The 16,845-nt window shown below is 35.8% G+C and carries 14 protein-coding genes and 1 pseudogene; 11 read left to right on the plus strand and 4 right to left on the minus strand.

Annotation, left to right across the window (positions count from 1 at the left end; all coding sequences use genetic code 11):
- Positions 1 to 13 precede the first annotated feature (13 nt).
- Entirely contained in the window at positions 14 to 1,123 is a 1,110-nt protein-coding gene (locus QRE67_RS02140) for a mandelate racemase/muconate lactonizing enzyme family protein (RefSeq protein WP_286123332.1), read from the minus strand.
- 302 nt (positions 1,124 to 1,425) lie between these two features.
- On the opposite strand from QRE67_RS02140, the gene QRE67_RS02145 reads away from it, so the two are divergent.
- The 3 genes from QRE67_RS02145 (at position 1,426) to QRE67_RS02155 (ending at position 4,572) form a co-directional block, all read left to right on the plus strand.
- A complete protein-coding gene (locus QRE67_RS02145) occupies positions 1,426 to 2,532 on the plus strand; it encodes a M20 peptidase aminoacylase family protein (protein WP_286123333.1) in 1,107 nt (368 codons plus the stop codon).
- A 201-nt stretch (positions 2,533 to 2,733) separates the two neighbouring features.
- Positions 2,734 to 3,660: a DUF4145 domain-containing protein gene (locus QRE67_RS02150; protein ID WP_286123334.1), complete on the plus strand. Its 927-nt coding sequence runs from the start codon at positions 2,734 to 2,736 to the stop codon at positions 3,658 to 3,660.
- 303 nt (positions 3,661 to 3,963) lie between these two features.
- Complete coding sequence (locus QRE67_RS02155) at positions 3,964 to 4,572, plus strand: methyltransferase (protein WP_286123335.1); 609 nt, start codon at positions 3,964 to 3,966, stop codon at positions 4,570 to 4,572.
- A gap of 575 nt (positions 4,573 to 5,147) precedes the next feature.
- On the opposite strand, the gene QRE67_RS28815 is transcribed toward QRE67_RS02155, so the two are convergent.
- Positions 5,148 to 5,315 carry a helix-turn-helix domain-containing protein gene (locus QRE67_RS28815; RefSeq protein ID WP_483298696.1) on the minus strand — a complete coding sequence of 56 codons (168 nt, stop codon included), beginning with the start codon at positions 5,313 to 5,315 and terminating at the stop codon, positions 5,148 to 5,150.
- Between the two features lie 188 nt (positions 5,316 to 5,503).
- Between QRE67_RS28815 and QRE67_RS02165 the strand changes: the two genes are divergently transcribed.
- From QRE67_RS02165 to QRE67_RS02200, 8 genes and pseudogenes are all read left to right on the plus strand, one after another.
- A complete protein-coding gene (locus QRE67_RS02165; protein ID WP_286123336.1) occupies positions 5,504 to 6,289 on the plus strand; it encodes a hypothetical protein in 786 nt (261 codons plus the stop codon).
- A gap of 90 nt (positions 6,290 to 6,379) precedes the next feature.
- Positions 6,380 to 6,871, plus strand: a complete 492-nt coding sequence (locus tag QRE67_RS02170) for a type I restriction enzyme HsdR N-terminal domain-containing protein (protein WP_286125171.1) — start codon at positions 6,380 to 6,382, stop codon at positions 6,869 to 6,871.
- Positions 6,872 to 6,992: 121 nt separating this feature from the next.
- A pseudogene (locus QRE67_RS02175) lies at positions 6,993 to 7,595 on the plus strand (SAM-dependent methyltransferase).
- Positions 7,596 to 7,814: 219 nt separating this feature from the next.
- A complete protein-coding gene (locus QRE67_RS02180; protein ID WP_286123337.1) occupies positions 7,815 to 8,216 on the plus strand; it encodes a (deoxy)nucleoside triphosphate pyrophosphohydrolase in 402 nt (133 codons plus the stop codon).
- A 127-nt stretch (positions 8,217 to 8,343) separates the two neighbouring features.
- A complete protein-coding gene (locus QRE67_RS02185) occupies positions 8,344 to 11,235 on the plus strand; it encodes a DEAD/DEAH box helicase (protein ID WP_286123338.1) in 2,892 nt (963 codons plus the stop codon).
- A 422-nt stretch (positions 11,236 to 11,657) separates the two neighbouring features.
- A complete protein-coding gene (mtnK, locus tag QRE67_RS02190) occupies positions 11,658 to 12,887 on the plus strand; it encodes an S-methyl-5-thioribose kinase (protein WP_286123339.1) in 1,230 nt (409 codons plus the stop codon).
- Between the two features lie 13 nt (positions 12,888 to 12,900).
- The gene (gene mtnA, locus QRE67_RS02195) at positions 12,901 to 13,959 is read left to right on the plus strand and encodes an S-methyl-5-thioribose-1-phosphate isomerase (protein ID WP_286123340.1); all 1,059 of its coding nucleotides are present in this window, start codon (positions 12,901 to 12,903) and stop codon (positions 13,957 to 13,959) included.
- Positions 13,960 to 14,063: 104 nt separating this feature from the next.
- On the plus strand, positions 14,064 to 14,705 hold the full coding sequence (locus QRE67_RS02200; protein ID WP_286123341.1) for an L-fuculose-phosphate aldolase: 642 nt from the start codon (positions 14,064 to 14,066) through the stop codon (positions 14,703 to 14,705).
- Between the two features lie 59 nt (positions 14,706 to 14,764).
- Here QRE67_RS02200 and QRE67_RS02205 read toward each other — a convergent pair whose 3' ends face one another.
- Positions 14,765 to 15,769, minus strand: coding sequence for a FecCD family ABC transporter permease (locus QRE67_RS02205; protein ID WP_286125172.1), 1,005 nt, complete (start codon positions 15,767 to 15,769; stop codon positions 14,765 to 14,767).
- On the minus strand, positions 15,769 to 16,803 hold the full coding sequence (locus QRE67_RS02210; RefSeq protein WP_286125173.1) for a FecCD family ABC transporter permease: 1,035 nt from the start codon (positions 16,801 to 16,803) through the stop codon (positions 15,769 to 15,771). Before QRE67_RS02210 ends, QRE67_RS02205 begins: the two co-directional genes overlap by 1 nt.
- Positions 16,804 to 16,845 lie beyond the last annotated feature (42 nt).

Consider the following 16,845-nt stretch of genomic DNA (forward strand, 5'->3'; position numbering starts at 1 on the left):
ACTTTGGCCTCCTTTAGCGAACAATATCTTGAAAAACAGTCAATTCATTGAGTATATCTTCATCGACATCAACACCTAATCCAGGCTTTTCTGTTAAGCGAATAAAGGGTACATCATAGGAAAGGTTTCCGATATTTTTTGTGAATTTTAATGGTCCTGTTAGTTCAACACTTGTAATAATCTTTTTAGAAAAAGCAACATGGAATCCTGCGGAAGATGCAACAGATGATTCAACCATTGAACCAATTTGACATTCAATTCCAGCCATCTCTGCTTGATGAGCTAGCTTGACGGCTGGATAGATTCCGCCACATTTCATTAATTTAATGTTCACTTTATCAGCTGCCTGCTTTTGAATAATCTGCCGCATTTCACGTGATCCTTTCAATCCTTCGTCAATCATAAGCGAAAGATCTGTTTTTGATCTAATATAAGCCATTGCGTCGATATCATCGGCTATAACAGGCTGTTCAATCCAATCAATGTCCAAATGTCTAAGTGAACGTAATGCAGTTAACGTTGTAGCACTGTTTTTCCAACCTTGGTTCACATCAACACGAATAGCTATATCATTTCCTACCCGTTCACGTACAGCTTCAATTCTCTCAACATCTTTTTTGACATCTGTTCCGACCTTCATTTTAAAGGATTGATAACCTTTGTTTATCATGGAAGCGGCTTCTTCGGCCATGTTCTCTGGGGAAGCAATGCTTAAAACATGAGTAATTGGGAATTCTTCATGATAGCGACCGCCAATTAATTGATAAACAGGTTGCCCGAGCTTTTTCCCCATTACATCAAAGCAAGCAATATCAATCGCGGCTTTTGCGGTAGGTACCCCGTAGATGGTTTGATTCATTATGTCATGTATCTTCTCAATATTCATTGGGTTCACACCTAGTAGGGCCGGAGCTAATGTATGTTTTAAAACATGGAAGGTGCTTTCCCATGTTTCACCTGTGACATGATCATCGGCTACTCCTTCACCGTAACCGACAATACCTTCATTCGTCTCGAGTTTCACAATAATAGAAGGCATATCATGATAAGTGCCGTAGCTAATAATAAATGGATGACGAAGTGGTAAACGAATCGCATAAAGATGGATTGCTGTAATTTTCATTGAGTAGACTCCTTCCTGTGTATCATATTTTTTTAATAGACTCGACATTACATATTCATAAGGAGTTCGAACAATTTACGGTTAATATTTTGGTTATTCTAAAATGAATTTTCAGAATTTAATTATTTACCTTATTATATTTCAAAAGAAATGCGGGAACAATCTCTTGACATTTGAGTGAATATTCAATATGTTTTCGGGATAGGGCTGTTATAAATAAAAAAGCTGTTTTGTATCGAATAAATGTTATTTCAAAACATTCTTAAGAGAACTGCTTCGAGTCTAGGAAGGAGAATGGAAAATTGAAAACAGTAGAGTTACAGGATCGTTTAAATGAAATTTTTCAGTATTTGCATGAGAACCCTGAAGTGAGTTGGAAAGAATATAATACAACGGCTTATATTACTAAATTTCTAGAAGAAGAAGGAGTTTCATATAAAGTATTTGATGATTGTCCTGGAGTTATAGCAGAAATGGGGAACGGGAAACCAGTTGTTGCTATTCGCGCTGATATGGATGCGTTATGGCAAGAAGTAGATGGGGAATTTAAAGCAAATCATTCATGTGGCCATGATGCTCACATGACGATTGTGATGGGGCTTATTTTACAGTTGAAAAATGTAGAGTGGCAAAAAGGAACAGTCCGCTTTATCTTTCAGCCTGCAGAAGAAAAAGGAAGTGGCGCTTTGAAGATGGTGGAGAAGGGAGCTATAGATGATGCGGATTTCTTATTCGGTGTTCACCTAAGGCCCATAGAGGAACTACACTTGAAGCAAGCGGCACCATCTATTCGACATGGAGCTGCTGATTTTTTAGAAGCTGAAATATATGGGACTGATGCGCATGGCGCGCGGCCACACCAAGGTGTGAACGCAATTGATGTTATTTCAATGATTAATATGGGGTTAAAAAATATATGGCTTTCACCGCAACATTCATACTCCGTCAAAATGACGAGATGCCAAGCGGGTGGTGAAAGTTTAAATATTATTCCAGGGAACGGCCAATTTGCTTTAGATGTAAGGGCAGAAAGCAATCTACTGTTGGATGAATTAAAGAACAAGGTAGAAAAGGTTATCCAATCTACTGAATCGATGGGTGTGAAAATTTCATATAAATGGGTCGATTTTGTACCTGGAGCAGAGGTATCAGAGGAAGCAGAACAGTTACTTCGTAAAGGAATTCTTCCAACATACGGAGAAGAGGGCTGTACCGCATCGCTTCTCACAGCAGGAAGTGATGATTTTCATTATTATACGGTCAAAAGGCCCCATTTAAAAGCTACCATGCTAGGATTAGGCGCGAATCTAAAGCCAGGATTACATCATCCCCATATGAAGTTTGATCAATCTTGTGTACTAGATGGAGTGCAAATATTGAAGCAAACAGTAATGGGAGTTTTAAAATAATATTGTTTTTCCTGAAATTTAAGTGTTTTATTCCTTAAATTAAGAGATGATAGCTATCCTAAAAGGTCAAATTTACTTTTCCTTTTAGGATAGCTTTTTAATATGGTGCAGGTTCGAAACTTATATATGATAAAATTGAATGATATGTCATTAAAACACTATAAGATTTGATAAATACATAGTTATTAAGGAGATATGATAATGCCTAATCATTCTTTATTTGAATTTGTTGGACAATTTTCAAGTGAGTTAGCTGAACTTGCTCATCGTATTGAAAATCAGCTGTTGGATCAACCTCATGCGTCAATGATGCAGGCTCGTTTATATAGTGAACAACTGGTGAAGATCGTTAGTAAAGAAGAAGGGCTTGAGGATATCTATCCGCTTAAGCACTCAGAGAAAATACATAAATTATATCGTCAAAATTTGATTGAAGAAGATATTTATATGAAATTGGAATGGATTAGAAAGAAAGGAAATAAAGCAGTGCATGATGTAAAAGAAGTGGACATTCATGATGTGCTGCAAGCTCACAAGTTTCTATTTGAGATCAGCGTCTGGTATATGCAAGTATATGTGAGCTACGATTTTGAACCTCCCATTTACAATCTCCCTATTAAGGTTTCCAAAGAAACGAATCCACTAGAAGCAAAGGATTTTGATGGTTTGATCAAGCCGTATTTAGATCAAAAGATTGATGAGATGTGGTCAGAAGTTCAGCAACAACTTGAAGCGATTAGGGAGGAGAAGGGACAAGGCCCAGAAAGTGTAGTAGTTAATGAAGCAGCAAATAAAATGAGTAAAGTGCCGGAGAATCTATCTAATGTTTTTCTGAAAAATAATTTTCACTTCATAAATAAAACTACTAAAGCGGCAGAATTTGAAAATATTAATAATAAAGAAGTTGTGTATTTATTACCGAATAAAGAATTGACGGTTGTAATTCATCCGAATACAGCCGAAAATCATTCAAGCTTAAAAAGCGAAAGTGCCTATCATAATACTGGGCTGAAAAAATTCCCGAAGAAAATAAACAACGGAAAAACGCCAACGAATTATGGATATCCTTTCAAATTCCAAACAGAAGCTGAGCTAGATTCCTTTTTAAATCGTTTAGGTAATATTTAATTTATCCCGCTATTCGCGGGCAGTAATATCCCCGCCCAAAAATTCAGCAGAACCAAGGAAGATAGGTGGGGGATAAACTGCCCGTAAAACCCCCACTGATCATTAGTTGAACTTTATATACAGAGTTTAAAAAGATTATTTGAAGGAGCCCGAGTGCTTCTAGGTTGGTTCTTCAGTTTTTACCAACATCACATATTTTGTTGCATATACTTTGGACATATGGCGTGTGGCTTGGTGAGAAAAGAATGATAAGTAGAACCCTGATTTTTATTGGGGTTCTTTTTTAGAGAGAAGGAGAGTTTGATGAACGAACAATATTATGATGCATTGTTGAACATAAAAACAGTCGGAGACCAAAAGGGATTCAACAAATCTTTGCACTATCATCGTTATGAGCCAACGCCATATAGTGCATTAGAAACGCTATTTAATCAATATAACTTAAAAAGTAGTGATCGAGTTGTCGATTTTGGATGTGGAAAAGGAAGATTGAATTTCTACATTCATCATGTATGTGGTGCTTCAGCTGTTGGAATAGAAATGAACGAGACTTTCTACGAAGAAGCAATGGAAAATCGAGAACGTTATGCGAAGAAAGTGAGAAGTAGTAAAGATCAAATTCAATTTCAATGTTGCTTAGCGCAGAGATATGAGATTGATCCGCGCGATAATCGATTTTATTTCTTTAATCCATTTTCGGTGCAAGTGTTTATGAATGTTATTAATAATATATTGGTTTCAGTGGAGGAAGCAGGACGGCAAATAGAGCTTATTTTGTATTATCCATCGGAAGATTATATCTATTTTTTAGACAATCAGACGGCATTTGAGTTGAAAGAGGAAGTTAGGTTGCCTGGGATGTATGAGCGGAATGGGAATGAGAGGTTTTTGGTTTATCGGTTGGGAGGTTAAAAGGTGAAGTAGTATGATACTACTTCGCCTTTTATATAAGTAGCTAGAGTGGATGGGAATTTCAATAGTTAATTTCAGTAAGTAGTGGGGACTATTAATTTGCTTGGAGTAGATTGTAGTCAATATCTTGGACACTAAAAGTGAAATTAAAGCTATTTTTTAGCTCCACCTTCGATTGCTTGAGGAAATACTACTATGAATTCATTTGTGGTTCTATCATTCTTTAATGTATTAAAATAATGATCTATATTTGTTTGTTCAAAGCTTTTGTATACATTTTCTCTCTTTGAGATAGTGTGAGGGTACCTATGGACAATCTTTCGTACTAAAGGACGGGACTATTTTATAACTAGCGAGTAAATCTTGAAATTTCCAACTTATGTATTACGTTCGGAAATCAGTATACAGAAGTAAACCTTTAGGTGGATTTTGTGTATGGTAAGTAATTTTTAGCGATTTCACCACAGGATTTGTTGTTATATTTTGCGAAACAATACGAGCAATCCCATATTGTATAGAGATAGGTGATATCCACTACCAATTTTTCATTAATTGTATTTATAAAAAAAAGAATCTCACTTATTGGCGTAATAGGTGAGATTCTTTTTAATCCATTTGTAAATCGTAATTTCGGATACGTTATACTCGTTGCTTAGTTTTTTGATTAATCGTCCTGAATGATACAACCTAATTACCGTTTTGTGGAATTTTTCGTTATATTTTTTGCTCGTACTATTTTTTATCCGTACACATTTATACTAAATCTAAAGTATCAAGGATGTATTGTTACTAAATGTTTGCTGTTAAACAGTAAGAGGTATTAGTATGTATAAATTATACTATTTCATCTAGAATTAAATGGTATAATTTTACTACACAAGTGTGTTTTAATAATAAAAATGTTTTATTTGTTAAGGAGAAGAGGAGCTAGATGAAACTTTCAATTAACGTTCTTGACCTAATTCCTAATTTTATAAAAAATTTTTGTGGACGATATTCAAACAATAAGTTATTTGATTTCTATGGGCTAAAGGTATGGAGAAATCAATTAATTGAAATAGCGTGTAATCATGATGCTTTTGATGAACAATTGGCTAGAAGATTTGCTTATAGTAGAACTTTAACAAGAATATATTATTCAATGTTTGACCAGGGGAAAAGTTTAGAAATAAAAAATATTGCATTATCATTAGCTATGGAAGTTATTGATAATCACATTCAAATAAATGAGAAGATAATAATTCAATATGCCGTTGCTATTTATAAACAGTGGCATAAAGAACTTTTAGAGAATGAAATATTACGTGAACGATATGAGAGAATATCCGAGCACCCAGTGAAAAAATTCCCATTAAAACTAGATTCTAATATTGAGAGCGATCTATTAGACATCTTAAATAACAAAACAATAATAAGACAGGAGTTCTTTAAAAGTTACTCCATGAAAGAATGGGAATCTAATGAGACAATAATAGTATATTTACCTAATGATTTGGGGTTTATTGATTGGAGTTCAAAATTTTGTATTGAAGTAAAGGTGAATGCTTATGAGGGAATAGATTTGGGGTTTTTTAGAGTAGGCTATGATTATAACATCTTACCAAATAATTCAGGTGCTTGGTACGTCAGTATTTCTAAAAATAAAAGAAAAGAAGCAGTAAATTTCTTTGATAGCACAATTGGTAAAACAACGACAAATTATATCTGGGTCAAATAAAGAATTAATAAGGAGCTTGATTTGTTTATGTCTTTAAGAGTTAAATTTTTCTCATTTATTATTGCAATGGGAGTATACTTTTAATTATTTATAAATAGTAATCCCCTAGTAGTAATTGAACTAAAGAGGCCAAATGAAAAAATCACATCAAGGGATAGCGATCAAGGAATATCATATGCTCGATTACTTGATGAGATGCCTCCTATTGTAGTTGTAACCAATGGAATTGATAATGAATTTTATACAACATATGATAAGAAAAAATGGGAGCCTAGTACCATTGATGAAGAAACTTTACAAAGGGTATTTAAACAAATTTTGGAGATGGCAGCTACTGATAAAGATGAGGCGGTTCGTCTGCTACTTAGTACAAATGAAGGCATTTGGGAAGAAATAATATTGCAATTAAATCAAAGAAATTTAGAGAGTAAAATAGGTGAACTACAAAATTTTAGTAAACCAGTTGTTACGGAATTTCAAATTCCGAGAAAAATAACCGAGACACTAAGAGGAATGCTGTTAAAGAAAGTGCCTTTAATTACTTTAATTGGTGAACCATTAAGTGGAAAGACTAATATTTAACTTCAGTACTTCATACCTGTGGAATGTATAGCTTGATTTGAAAAGTGAAACAAGTAGAACTTTGGATTTATTAGAGGTATTTTGGTAGTTTATCGTTTTTGAATTAGGCGTAAAATGATGAATGAAGCAGTATTATGACGCAGTGCCAAACATAAAAACAGTAGGAGACTAAAAGGGATTCAACAAGTCTGTGCACTATCATCGTTATGAGCCAACGCCATATAGTGCGCTAGAAACGTTATTTAATCAATATGAATTAAAAAGCAGTGATCGAATTGTCGATTTTGGATGTGGAAAAGGAAGATTGAATTTCTATATTCATCATGCATGTGGTGCTTCAGCTATTGGAATAGAAATGAATGAGACATTCTACGAAGAAGCAAAGGAAAATCGAGATCGTTACTTGAAGAAAGCGAGAAATAGTAAAGATAAAATTCATTTTCAATGTTGCTTAGCGCAAGAGTACGAGATTAATCCACGTGACAATCGATTTTATTTCTTTAACCCGTTTTCGGTACAAGTGTTTATGAATGTTATAAATAATATATTGCTTTCAGTGGAGGAAGTAGAGCGGGAAATAGAGCTTATTTTGTATTATCCATCGGAAGATTATATCTATTTTTTAGATAATCAGACGGCATTTGAGTTGAAAGAGGAAGTTAGGTTGCCTGGGGTGTATGAGAGGAATGGGAATGAGAGGTTTTTGGTTTATGGGTTGGGGTAGTAGAATGTTGAGGAGAAAACTTTTTTTATTGTTTTTTCTGGCCAAGACTTCTCGTTATTAAGCAGTGCCATGGTACAATTCAGTACTATTTGATGGCTTGAAGTATTGTTATTTACTCTTATTTCAGCTACTCAAAAAATTAAGTTATAATAAAAAGAATTACTCGTATTTTAAGTGTGAAAATCGAGAATTATATAGTTTCTGTATAAGGAGGATATTATGAAAAAGGATATTCATGTTGTTGGAGCAGTAATCATTGAAAACGAGAAAATCTTATGTGCACAAAGAGGTTCAGCTAAATCATTACCTCTTAAATGGGAATTCCCGGGTGGAAAAATAGAAGAAGGAGAGTCACCTCAAGAAGCATTACGACGTGAAATAAGCGAAGAAATGCATTGTAAAATAGAGATTGGTGATCAAGTTGAACATACTGTATATGAATATGATTTTGGAATTGTTCATTTAACTACATTTTATTGCAAGCTTATCGAAGGAAAACCAGTTTTAACTGAGCATGTATCGATTAAATGGTTGTCACCAGATGAATTGAAATCTTTAGATTGGGCACCGGCAGATATCCCTGCAATTGAAAAGTTATCAAAGGGACTTTTGGTGAATTAATATTATAGAAAAGTACATCAAGCTACTCACTGTATGTGAATAGCTTTTTTAATTCCATAAAATATTTGATCTCCAATACAGCGAGTATTAAAATGAACACAAATAACTGTAAATGAATGGGGATCATATGGTGAATTTTATACAAAATTTAGAAGCATCCTTACATAAGGGATTTATCGATCAAAAGTATAGTAAATCTGGAAGTTATAAACCGAAGCTATTAGTCAATAATACGAAAAAAAATGAAAATGTATTAACGTCATTGTTAGAAGAACTCGATACTTGTCAGTCCTTTATTTTCTCAGTTGCTTTTATTACTGAAAGTGGACTAGCTACTCTTAAATCTCATTTTCTTGATTTAAAGCGAAAAGGAATAAAAGGGCGTATATTAACATCAACGTTCTTAAATTTCAATCAACCTAAAGTATTTAGAGAACTACTGAAAATTACGAATGTAGAAGTGAAATTGACAGATTTAGCAGGTTTTCATTCGAAAGGATATATATTTAACAATGAAAGCCATTATTCGTTAATTGTCGGGAGCTCTAACTTAACTGCACATGCATTGAAAGTAAACTATGAATGGAATGTAAAGCTGACTTCACATGAAGACGGTGAAATCGTCCATCACTTCAAAAATCAATTTGAAGAGGTATGGAAAGATGCCCAAACATTGACGGAAGAATGGATTGCTAATTATGAAAAGACATACACCCAGATTGTAGATAGTAGAGTAATAGGTCAAGTAACTGAGTTCCCTACCCCATACCAACCCAATTCTATTGAAGAAGCTCTGAAAATTGTGCCAAATAAAATGCAACAAGCGGCACTACAAGGAATCCAAGCGGTACGAGAAGCTAGTAAAGAAAAAGGATTGATTATTTCGGCAACGGGGACGGGGAAAACGTATCTATCAGCGTTTGATGTGAGACGTTTTGCTCCTAAACGCATGCTATTTATTGTTCACCGAGAGCAAATATTAAAGAAAGCAAAATCAGATTTCAAACGAGTTCTTGGTGGGCTTGAAGAAGACTTTGGGACCTTATCAGGTTCAAATAAACAAACAGATGCTAAGTATTTATTTGCTACGATCCAAACCATTTCAAAAGAAGAAACCTTGTATCAGTTCGACCCTGAAGCATTTGATTATATTTTAATAGATGAGGTTCATAAAGCAGGTGCCCAATCTTATCAAAAGGTGATGGATTATTTTAAACCTAAATTTCTCATGGGAATGACTGCTACCCCGGAACGTTCAGATGGTTTTAATATTTATGAACTATTTGATTATAATATTGCTTATGAAATTCGTTTACACGAAGCACTTGAAGAAGATATGCTTTGTCCTTTTCATTACTTTGGAGTGACAGATCTTGAATATAATGGAGAGACAATTGATGATACTGCACTTTTATCGAGGCTCGTAACAAAAGAGCGTGTAGATCATATGATTGAAAAGATTCAATACTATGGTTTTTCTGGTGAAAAAATAAGAGGATTGATATTCTGCAGTAGAAAAGAAGAAGCGGAGAAGTTATCTCTGGCATTGAACGAAAAAGGTTTTCGTACAGTTGCATTAACTGGTGAACATTCTCAAGAAGAAAGAGAACTACGAGTAAACGAATTAGAAAACGGTGTACTGGATTATATTTTAACTGTGGATATTTTTAATGAGGGAATCGACATTCCCAGCATTAATCAAGTCGTCATGTTAAGACAAACTCAGTCGAGTATCATCTTCATACAACAGCTAGGACGAGGCCTCCGTAAACATGATTCGAAGGATTTTGTTACGATCATTGATTTTATTGGTAACTATAAAAATAACTATTTAATTCCAGTTGCTCTTTCGGGAGACAAATCACAAAACAAAGACAATATACGCCGACGTATGAAGGATACAAGTTATATTAAAGGCATCTCAACGGTTAACTTTGAAGAAATAGCAAAAAAACAAATCTTTAAAGCGATTAATAACAATAATTTAACGACAATGAAGATCTTAAAAGAAGCCTTTGTCGAGTTGAAAAATAGAATTGGTAGAGTTCCATATTTATATGACTTTGTACTAAATCATTCTATTGATCCCGTGGTCATTGTAGAGAGATATTCGAATTACCAACAATTTTTATTAAAAATGAAAGAAGAAGTTTCTACATTAACTAGCTATGAAAATAAAGTTTTAACAATGCTTTCATTAGAGGTGTTGAACGGAAAGCGTGAGCATGAAATTATTTTGTTAGATTTATTATTACATCAGGAAAAGGTTGAATATCTCAATTATTTAGCTGAATCTAATTGTCAAATAGATGATGATACGATGGCATCAGTGCGGCGCATTTTTGATTTGTCTTTTTTCACACAAACATATAAGGTCAAATATGGAGAAAAACCCATTATTCTCTATAAAGATGATTCTTTTATATTTAATGAATCGATCATAGAGAGTATAAATTCAAATAGTCATTTCAAAAATATGATTATCGACATTATTCAAAGTGCAAAAAAAAAGAGCAAATTATATCAAGGTAATAAGCGATTTACGTTGTATGAAAAGTATACAAGAAAAGATGCTTGTAGGCTTTTGAATTGGAATAATGATGAAAGTTCAACTATGTATGGATACAAAACAAAACACCATACTTGTCCGATATTTATTACATATCATAAAAACGATGAGGTAGAATCCAGTGTGAATTATGGAGATGAGTTTCTCAGTCCAGAAGTTCTTAAATGGTATACAAGAAGTAATAGATCTTTGGAATCAGAAGAAGTTAAAAAGATTATTGAGGCAAAAGAAAACAATATTGATATTCATATCTTTGTGAAAAAGGATGACGATGAAGGAAGCGACTTTTACTATTTAGGTAAGGCAAATCCTGATAAAAATAGTGTTCAACAAGATAAAATGAAAGATAAGAATGGACGAGAACTTCCGGTTGTTCATATGAATATGGTTATGGAGCAATCCATTGATAGTAAGCTTTATCACTATATTAAGAGTGGGATAAATGATTAAGAGATGCGCGAACTAAGGAAAGCTACTTGAACCAAGGTGATTTGAAAGATTTGGTTGTAAGAATATCTCTAAAGCAGAACATCTAGCGAATATTTAAAACGTTATTTATAATACGGTGAACCGTATCATAAATAAAACACAATAAGCTATATCATATTTAACTGTGAGCATTATTATATCCAAAAACATATTGAAATAAATAAAAAAAGAAAACGAGAAGCGCTAAAATACAAACAGCTTCTCGTTTTCATATAGGAAAATATTGACTCCCACCCCCAACAAGCTATAATAAAAACGAGATGTTCGTTTCAAACAAAATCTGATTCAAAACAACCTATCACATAGATTGAATAAAATACTATCAATCTATTATTTTTTACGGCTTTTGGAAAACGCTTACATTTAGTGTGGAGGGAGAAACCATGTCTAAGTTCACGAAGTATTTTTTAATGGAAGCTCATGATGTAATCGAGTATGTGAAAGAGAAGTTACCTGCATTTGAAAATGCACAAAATTTACGTTGCAAGGAAATTGGGGATGGCAATTTAAATTATGTGTTTCGTGTTTGGGATGAGGAGAATGGAAGTTCTGTTATTGTGAAGCAAGCCGGGGATACGGCACGTATTTCGGATGAGTTTAAGTTGTCTACGAACCGGATTCGCATTGAGTCGGATGTGCTGCAGCTAGAGGGGAAGCTGGCACCTGAACTTGTGCCGGATGTGTATTTGTTTGATCGTGTGATGAACTGTTGTGTGATGGAGGATTTATCTGATCATACAATTTTGCGAACTGCACTTATGAATCATCAAGTTTTTCCGAAGCTTGCAGATGATTTGACGACGTTTATGGTGAACACACTTTTATTAACATCAGATGTGGTGATGAATCATAAAGAGAAGAAGGATCTTGTGGAAAATTATATAAATCCAGAGCTATGTGAGATTACAGAAGACCTTGTGTACTCCGAACCGTTTACAGATCATAACAAGCGCAACGAGTTGTTTTCTTTAAATGAAGGGTGGATTCGAGAACATATATATAGTGATGACGTCCTACGTATGGAAGTGGCGAAGCTAAAGTTTTCGTTTATGACGAATGCACAGGCGTTATTGCATGGTGATTTACATACTGGGTCTGTATTTGTACGAAAGGATTCTACAAAGGTGATTGATCCAGAGTTTGCTTTCTACGGGCCAATGGGCTATGACATTGGAAACGTGATGGCCAACTTAATGTTTGCATGGGTAAATGCGGAGGCAACAATGGCTGCTGGAGCAGAGAAAGATGCTTATATGAGCTGGTTAGAGTCTACGATTACAGATGTGATTGATCTATTTGGAACAAAGTTTTTAGAAGCTTGGAGTACTCATGTGACAGAGATTATGGCAAAGGAACCTGGGTTTGATCGCTGGTATTTACAGTCTGTGTTAGAGGATACAGCGGCTGTGACTGGCTTAGAGTTAATTCGCCGTATTGTTGGATTGGCGAAGGTGAAGGATATTACATCAATTATAGATGACGAAAATCGTGCAAGAGCAGAACGGATTTGCCTGCAAGCAGCGAAATTATTTATTTTACAAGCAAGTAAACATAAAACAGGCGCTGATTTTTTACAAACGTTAAAAGAACAAGCTGTGCATAGCGCAAAGTAAGGGAGAGAAGATCATGTCAGAGCAATTGATACCGATTCAGTGGAAAGATGATGCTTTAGTTTTGTTAGATCAAACGCTATTACCGAATGAAGTTGTCTATGAATCTTTTACAACTGCTGAGGGTGTGTGGGATGCAATTCAAGTCATGAAAGTACGCGGAGCACCAGCAATTGGTGTTTCAGCAGCGTACGGCGTGTATCTAGGAGTGAAAGAAGCATCTGAAGATTCCATGGAATCTTTTATAAAAGAGGTGCAAAAGGTATGCGCTTATTTAGCGACATCAAGACCAACAGCGGTGAATTTATTTTGGGCACTTGAGAGAATGGAGAATATCGCAAAAGAACATGCTCATTTATCTATTGTAGATTTGAAAAATAGATTGTTAGAAGAAGCGAAAGCGATTCATACAGAAGATGAAGAGATTAACCGCCAAATTGGTGAGCATGCATTAACGCTATTTCAAGATGGTATGGGCGTATTAACGCATTGTAATGCCGGAGCGCTTGCTACAACGAAATACGGAACAGCGACAGCACCGATGTATTTAGCGAAGGAAAAGGGCTGGGATTTAAAGATTTATTCTGATGAGACACGTCCTAGATTACAAGGGTCTACGTTAACGGCATTAGAATTGCAGCGAGCTGGTATTGATGTAACAGTGATTACCGATAATATGGCAGCGATGGTTATGTCACAAGGAAAGATTGATGCTGTAATTGTTGGTTGCGACCGCGTGGCAGCCAACGGTGATGTAGCGAATAAAATTGGAACGTTAGGTGTGTCAATTCTAGCGAAATACTATAACATTCCATTCTATGTAGCGGCACCGACACCAACAATTGATGTAAAAACAGAGACAGGAAAAGATATCCCGATTGAAGAGCGTGATGCTTCTGAGGTGATTAATCGTTTTGGACAATATTCAGCGCCAAAAGAAAGCAAAGTGTACAACCCAGCATTTGATGTAACGCCGCATGAGAATATTACGGCAATCATTACAGAAAAGGGCATTGTTCGTGCACCGTTTGCGGAGAATTTACAAAAGTTATTACAGATGAGCTTGCACCACTGACACCGCTGCAGCAAGAATGTATGACGAGCTATAGAGAATATGGTACGACAGTCATTCTAGTAAACTAGCCGTAACAAGTCTCTTACCGAGGAGGATGTATGTATATGTTACTACAACAAGAAAGAGAAGAAATTGTAGCGTACGGAAAGAAAATGATCGCTAGTGGATTAACAAAGGGGACTGGCGGTAATATTAGTATCTTTAATCGTGAACAGGGGCTTGTCGCGATAAGCCCAAGTGGTTTAGATTATTTTGAGACAAAAACTGAAGATGTAGTTGTTCTGAATTTAGATGGTGAGATTGTAGAAGGTGAGAGAAAGCCTTCAAGTGAATTAGATATGCATCTTATTTATTATAGAAAGCGTGAGGATATAAATGCGCTTGTGCACACTCATTCGCCTTATGCAAAAACAATTGCATCATTAGGATGGGAACTTCCAGCAGTATCTTACTTAATCGCCTTTGCAGGACCGAATGTACGCTGTGCACCTTATGAAACATTTGGAACGAAAGAATTAGCAGAAGCAGCATATGAAGGAATGGTGGATCGTCGTGCAGTTCTCCTTGCAAACCACGGATTAATTGCAGGCGGGCATAATATAAAAATGGCGTTTACTGTTGCAGAGGAAATTGAATTTTGTGCGCAAATTTATTATCAAACGAAGTGTATTGGAGAACCAAAATTGTTGCCAGAGGAAGAGATGGCAACATTGGCTAAAAAGTTTGAAGGATATGGTCAACAGTAAAACTAGTAATAAGAGAATAAAAAATCCCTCGAGAACAACTCCATTCTCAAGGGATTTTTTTATTTCTTCAACAACAAATACATAAAATAAGGAGCACCAATCAAAGCAACCATAATCCCCGCAGGAATACCACTTGGTTCAACGATATGCCGGCCAATTGTATCAGCAAATAACAATAGCCATCCACCAATTAAAATGGCAACAGGGATGAAGAGTTGATGTCTAGGCCCTACTAAAGATTTTGCAATATGAGGAGCCATGAGTCCGATAAAGGCGATTCCTCCTGTGACCGAAACGGCAGAAGCTGCTAATGCAACGGCTGCTAAAAGGAGGGAGCGGCGTTCTTTTTCAAGTGCAACACCAACACCAATTGCCACATGTTCGTTAAGTGCAAGGAGATTTAATCGATTTGCTTTATAGAAAGTAAATGGAATCAGCACAGCTAACCACGGAAGGAGTGCTAAAACAAAGACCCAATCATCTCCCCAAATGTTTCCGGCGATCCATTTTGCGATAAAGTCTACTTTCGTGCGTTCAGCAGATGAAATCAGTACAATCATTGCGCCAGAAAGCGCGAATGAAAATCCAATGCCTGTTAATGTTAATCTTACAGGTTGAAGTCCAGCAGTTTTGCTGTATGAAAAGACATAGATGAGACAGGCAGTAATGAAAGCACCGATAAAAGCAATAACTGGTAGTAAATAAACAAATGAATCGGCTTGTATTGGAAAATATAAAAAGAAAATCGCAATTGCGACGCCTGCTCCGGAGTTAATGCCGATAATGCCAGGTTCAGCTAAATCATTTCGGGTAATGCCTTGTAATATAGTACCCGATAATGCAAGTGCCATACCCGCTAATAGTGTAATTACAATTCTAGGTAATCGAAGAGAAAATAAAATAAATTCTTCTTTAAACGTACCTTGACCAAGAAGGGTTGGTATCAGCCTATCGTAGGATAGAGAAGCATCCCCTAGGCCCATTCCGATTGCGATCGTAGCGATAATGAGTATGAGTAATGCCAATACAATGACGCGTTGTTTTTTTGTTATAGATTGTTGAATCATGAGAATGCTCTTCCTCCTTTACGTACGATGAATAGGAAGAATGGTAGACCTATTATTGAGATAATCGCTGCGATTGGCGTTTCGTATGGAGCGTTAATTGTACGTCCAAGTGTATCCGCTAATAGCATGAGAGAGGCTCCGGCAATGGCAGACATCGGTATAACAAAACGATAGTCTGGTCCGACAATTGGACGAACCATGTGAGGAACCATTAAACCGATAAATGCCATGTTTCCAACAAGTGCGACAGAGGCACCAGCGAGAAGGATGATGACAATAAAAAGAATTGTTTTGATGACGATTATTTTTTGACCTAACCCAACTGCCACTTCTTCGCTTAGACTAAGAATCGTTAACTGTTTTGCAAATAAGAGGGCAATTAGGATACTAATTGAAATAACAGGAACGATAATTTGTAATTGACTCCACGATGTTCCAATTACGCCTCCTGCAGTCCACATGGATACATCTTGTGAGATTTTGAAATAAATCCCGACTCCTTCTGAAATGGCGATTAAGAATGCAGAGACAGCAGCACCAGCTAGTACAATTCGAAGAGGAGAAAGTCCACCTTTTTTCATCATTCCAATTCCAAATACCATAATGGCTCCGACAGCTGCTCCGATAAAACAAGCAATCATCATATAAACATAGTTTGCAGAAGGGATAAAGGCAATTGTAATTGCCAAGGCAGCATTGGCACCACCAGTTAGTCCAAGTAATCCTGGGTCTGCAAGTGGGTTTCGGGTGATCCCTTGCATAATTGCACCAGAAACAGCGAGTCCTGCCCCCACAAAAATTGCTGCAATTTCACGTGGCAAGCGGAGTTCACGGATGACGGAGATTTTTTCGCCACTTGCGTTAGAAGTAAGCGCCATCCATACATCCTTTACAGTAGTATCTGCCGCTCCAAATACCAACGCAATCATAAATATAATAAAGAACGCGATGATACTTAAAATGAACTTATATACAAAGGAAGTGGAACGTAGATTATCTTTTTTCATCAGTTTCACATCTTTTCTTTTTATAGAATAAACGAAGAGGAATCCTTATTTTAAGAATTCCTCTTT

The organism is Bacillus sp. DX3.1 (genome assembly GCF_030292155.1).
Classification (GTDB): domain Bacteria; phylum Bacillota; class Bacilli; order Bacillales; family Bacillaceae_G; genus Bacillus_A.

Coding starts and splice junctions, on each gene's coding strand:
- QRE67_RS02140 (WP_286123332.1), bottom strand. CDS start 1,123: ATGAAAATTACAGCAATCCATCTTTATGCGATTCGTTTACCACTTCGT.
- QRE67_RS02150 (WP_286123334.1), top strand. CDS start 2,734: ATGCCTAATCATTCTTTATTTGAATTTGTTGGACAATTTTCAAGTGAG.
- QRE67_RS02155 (WP_286123335.1), top strand. CDS start 3,964: ATGAACGAACAATATTATGATGCATTGTTGAACATAAAAACAGTCGGA.
- QRE67_RS02165 (WP_286123336.1), top strand. CDS start 5,504: ATGAAACTTTCAATTAACGTTCTTGACCTAATTCCTAATTTTATAAAA.
- QRE67_RS02180 (WP_286123337.1), top strand. CDS start 7,815: ATGAAAAAGGATATTCATGTTGTTGGAGCAGTAATCATTGAAAACGAG.
- QRE67_RS02185 (WP_286123338.1), top strand. CDS start 8,344: ATGGTGAATTTTATACAAAATTTAGAAGCATCCTTACATAAGGGATTT.
- mtnK (WP_286123339.1), top strand. CDS start 11,658: ATGTCTAAGTTCACGAAGTATTTTTTAATGGAAGCTCATGATGTAATC.
- mtnA (WP_286123340.1), top strand. CDS start 12,901: ATGTCAGAGCAATTGATACCGATTCAGTGGAAAGATGATGCTTTAGTT.
- QRE67_RS02200 (WP_286123341.1), top strand. CDS start 14,064: ATGTTACTACAACAAGAAAGAGAAGAAATTGTAGCGTACGGAAAGAAA.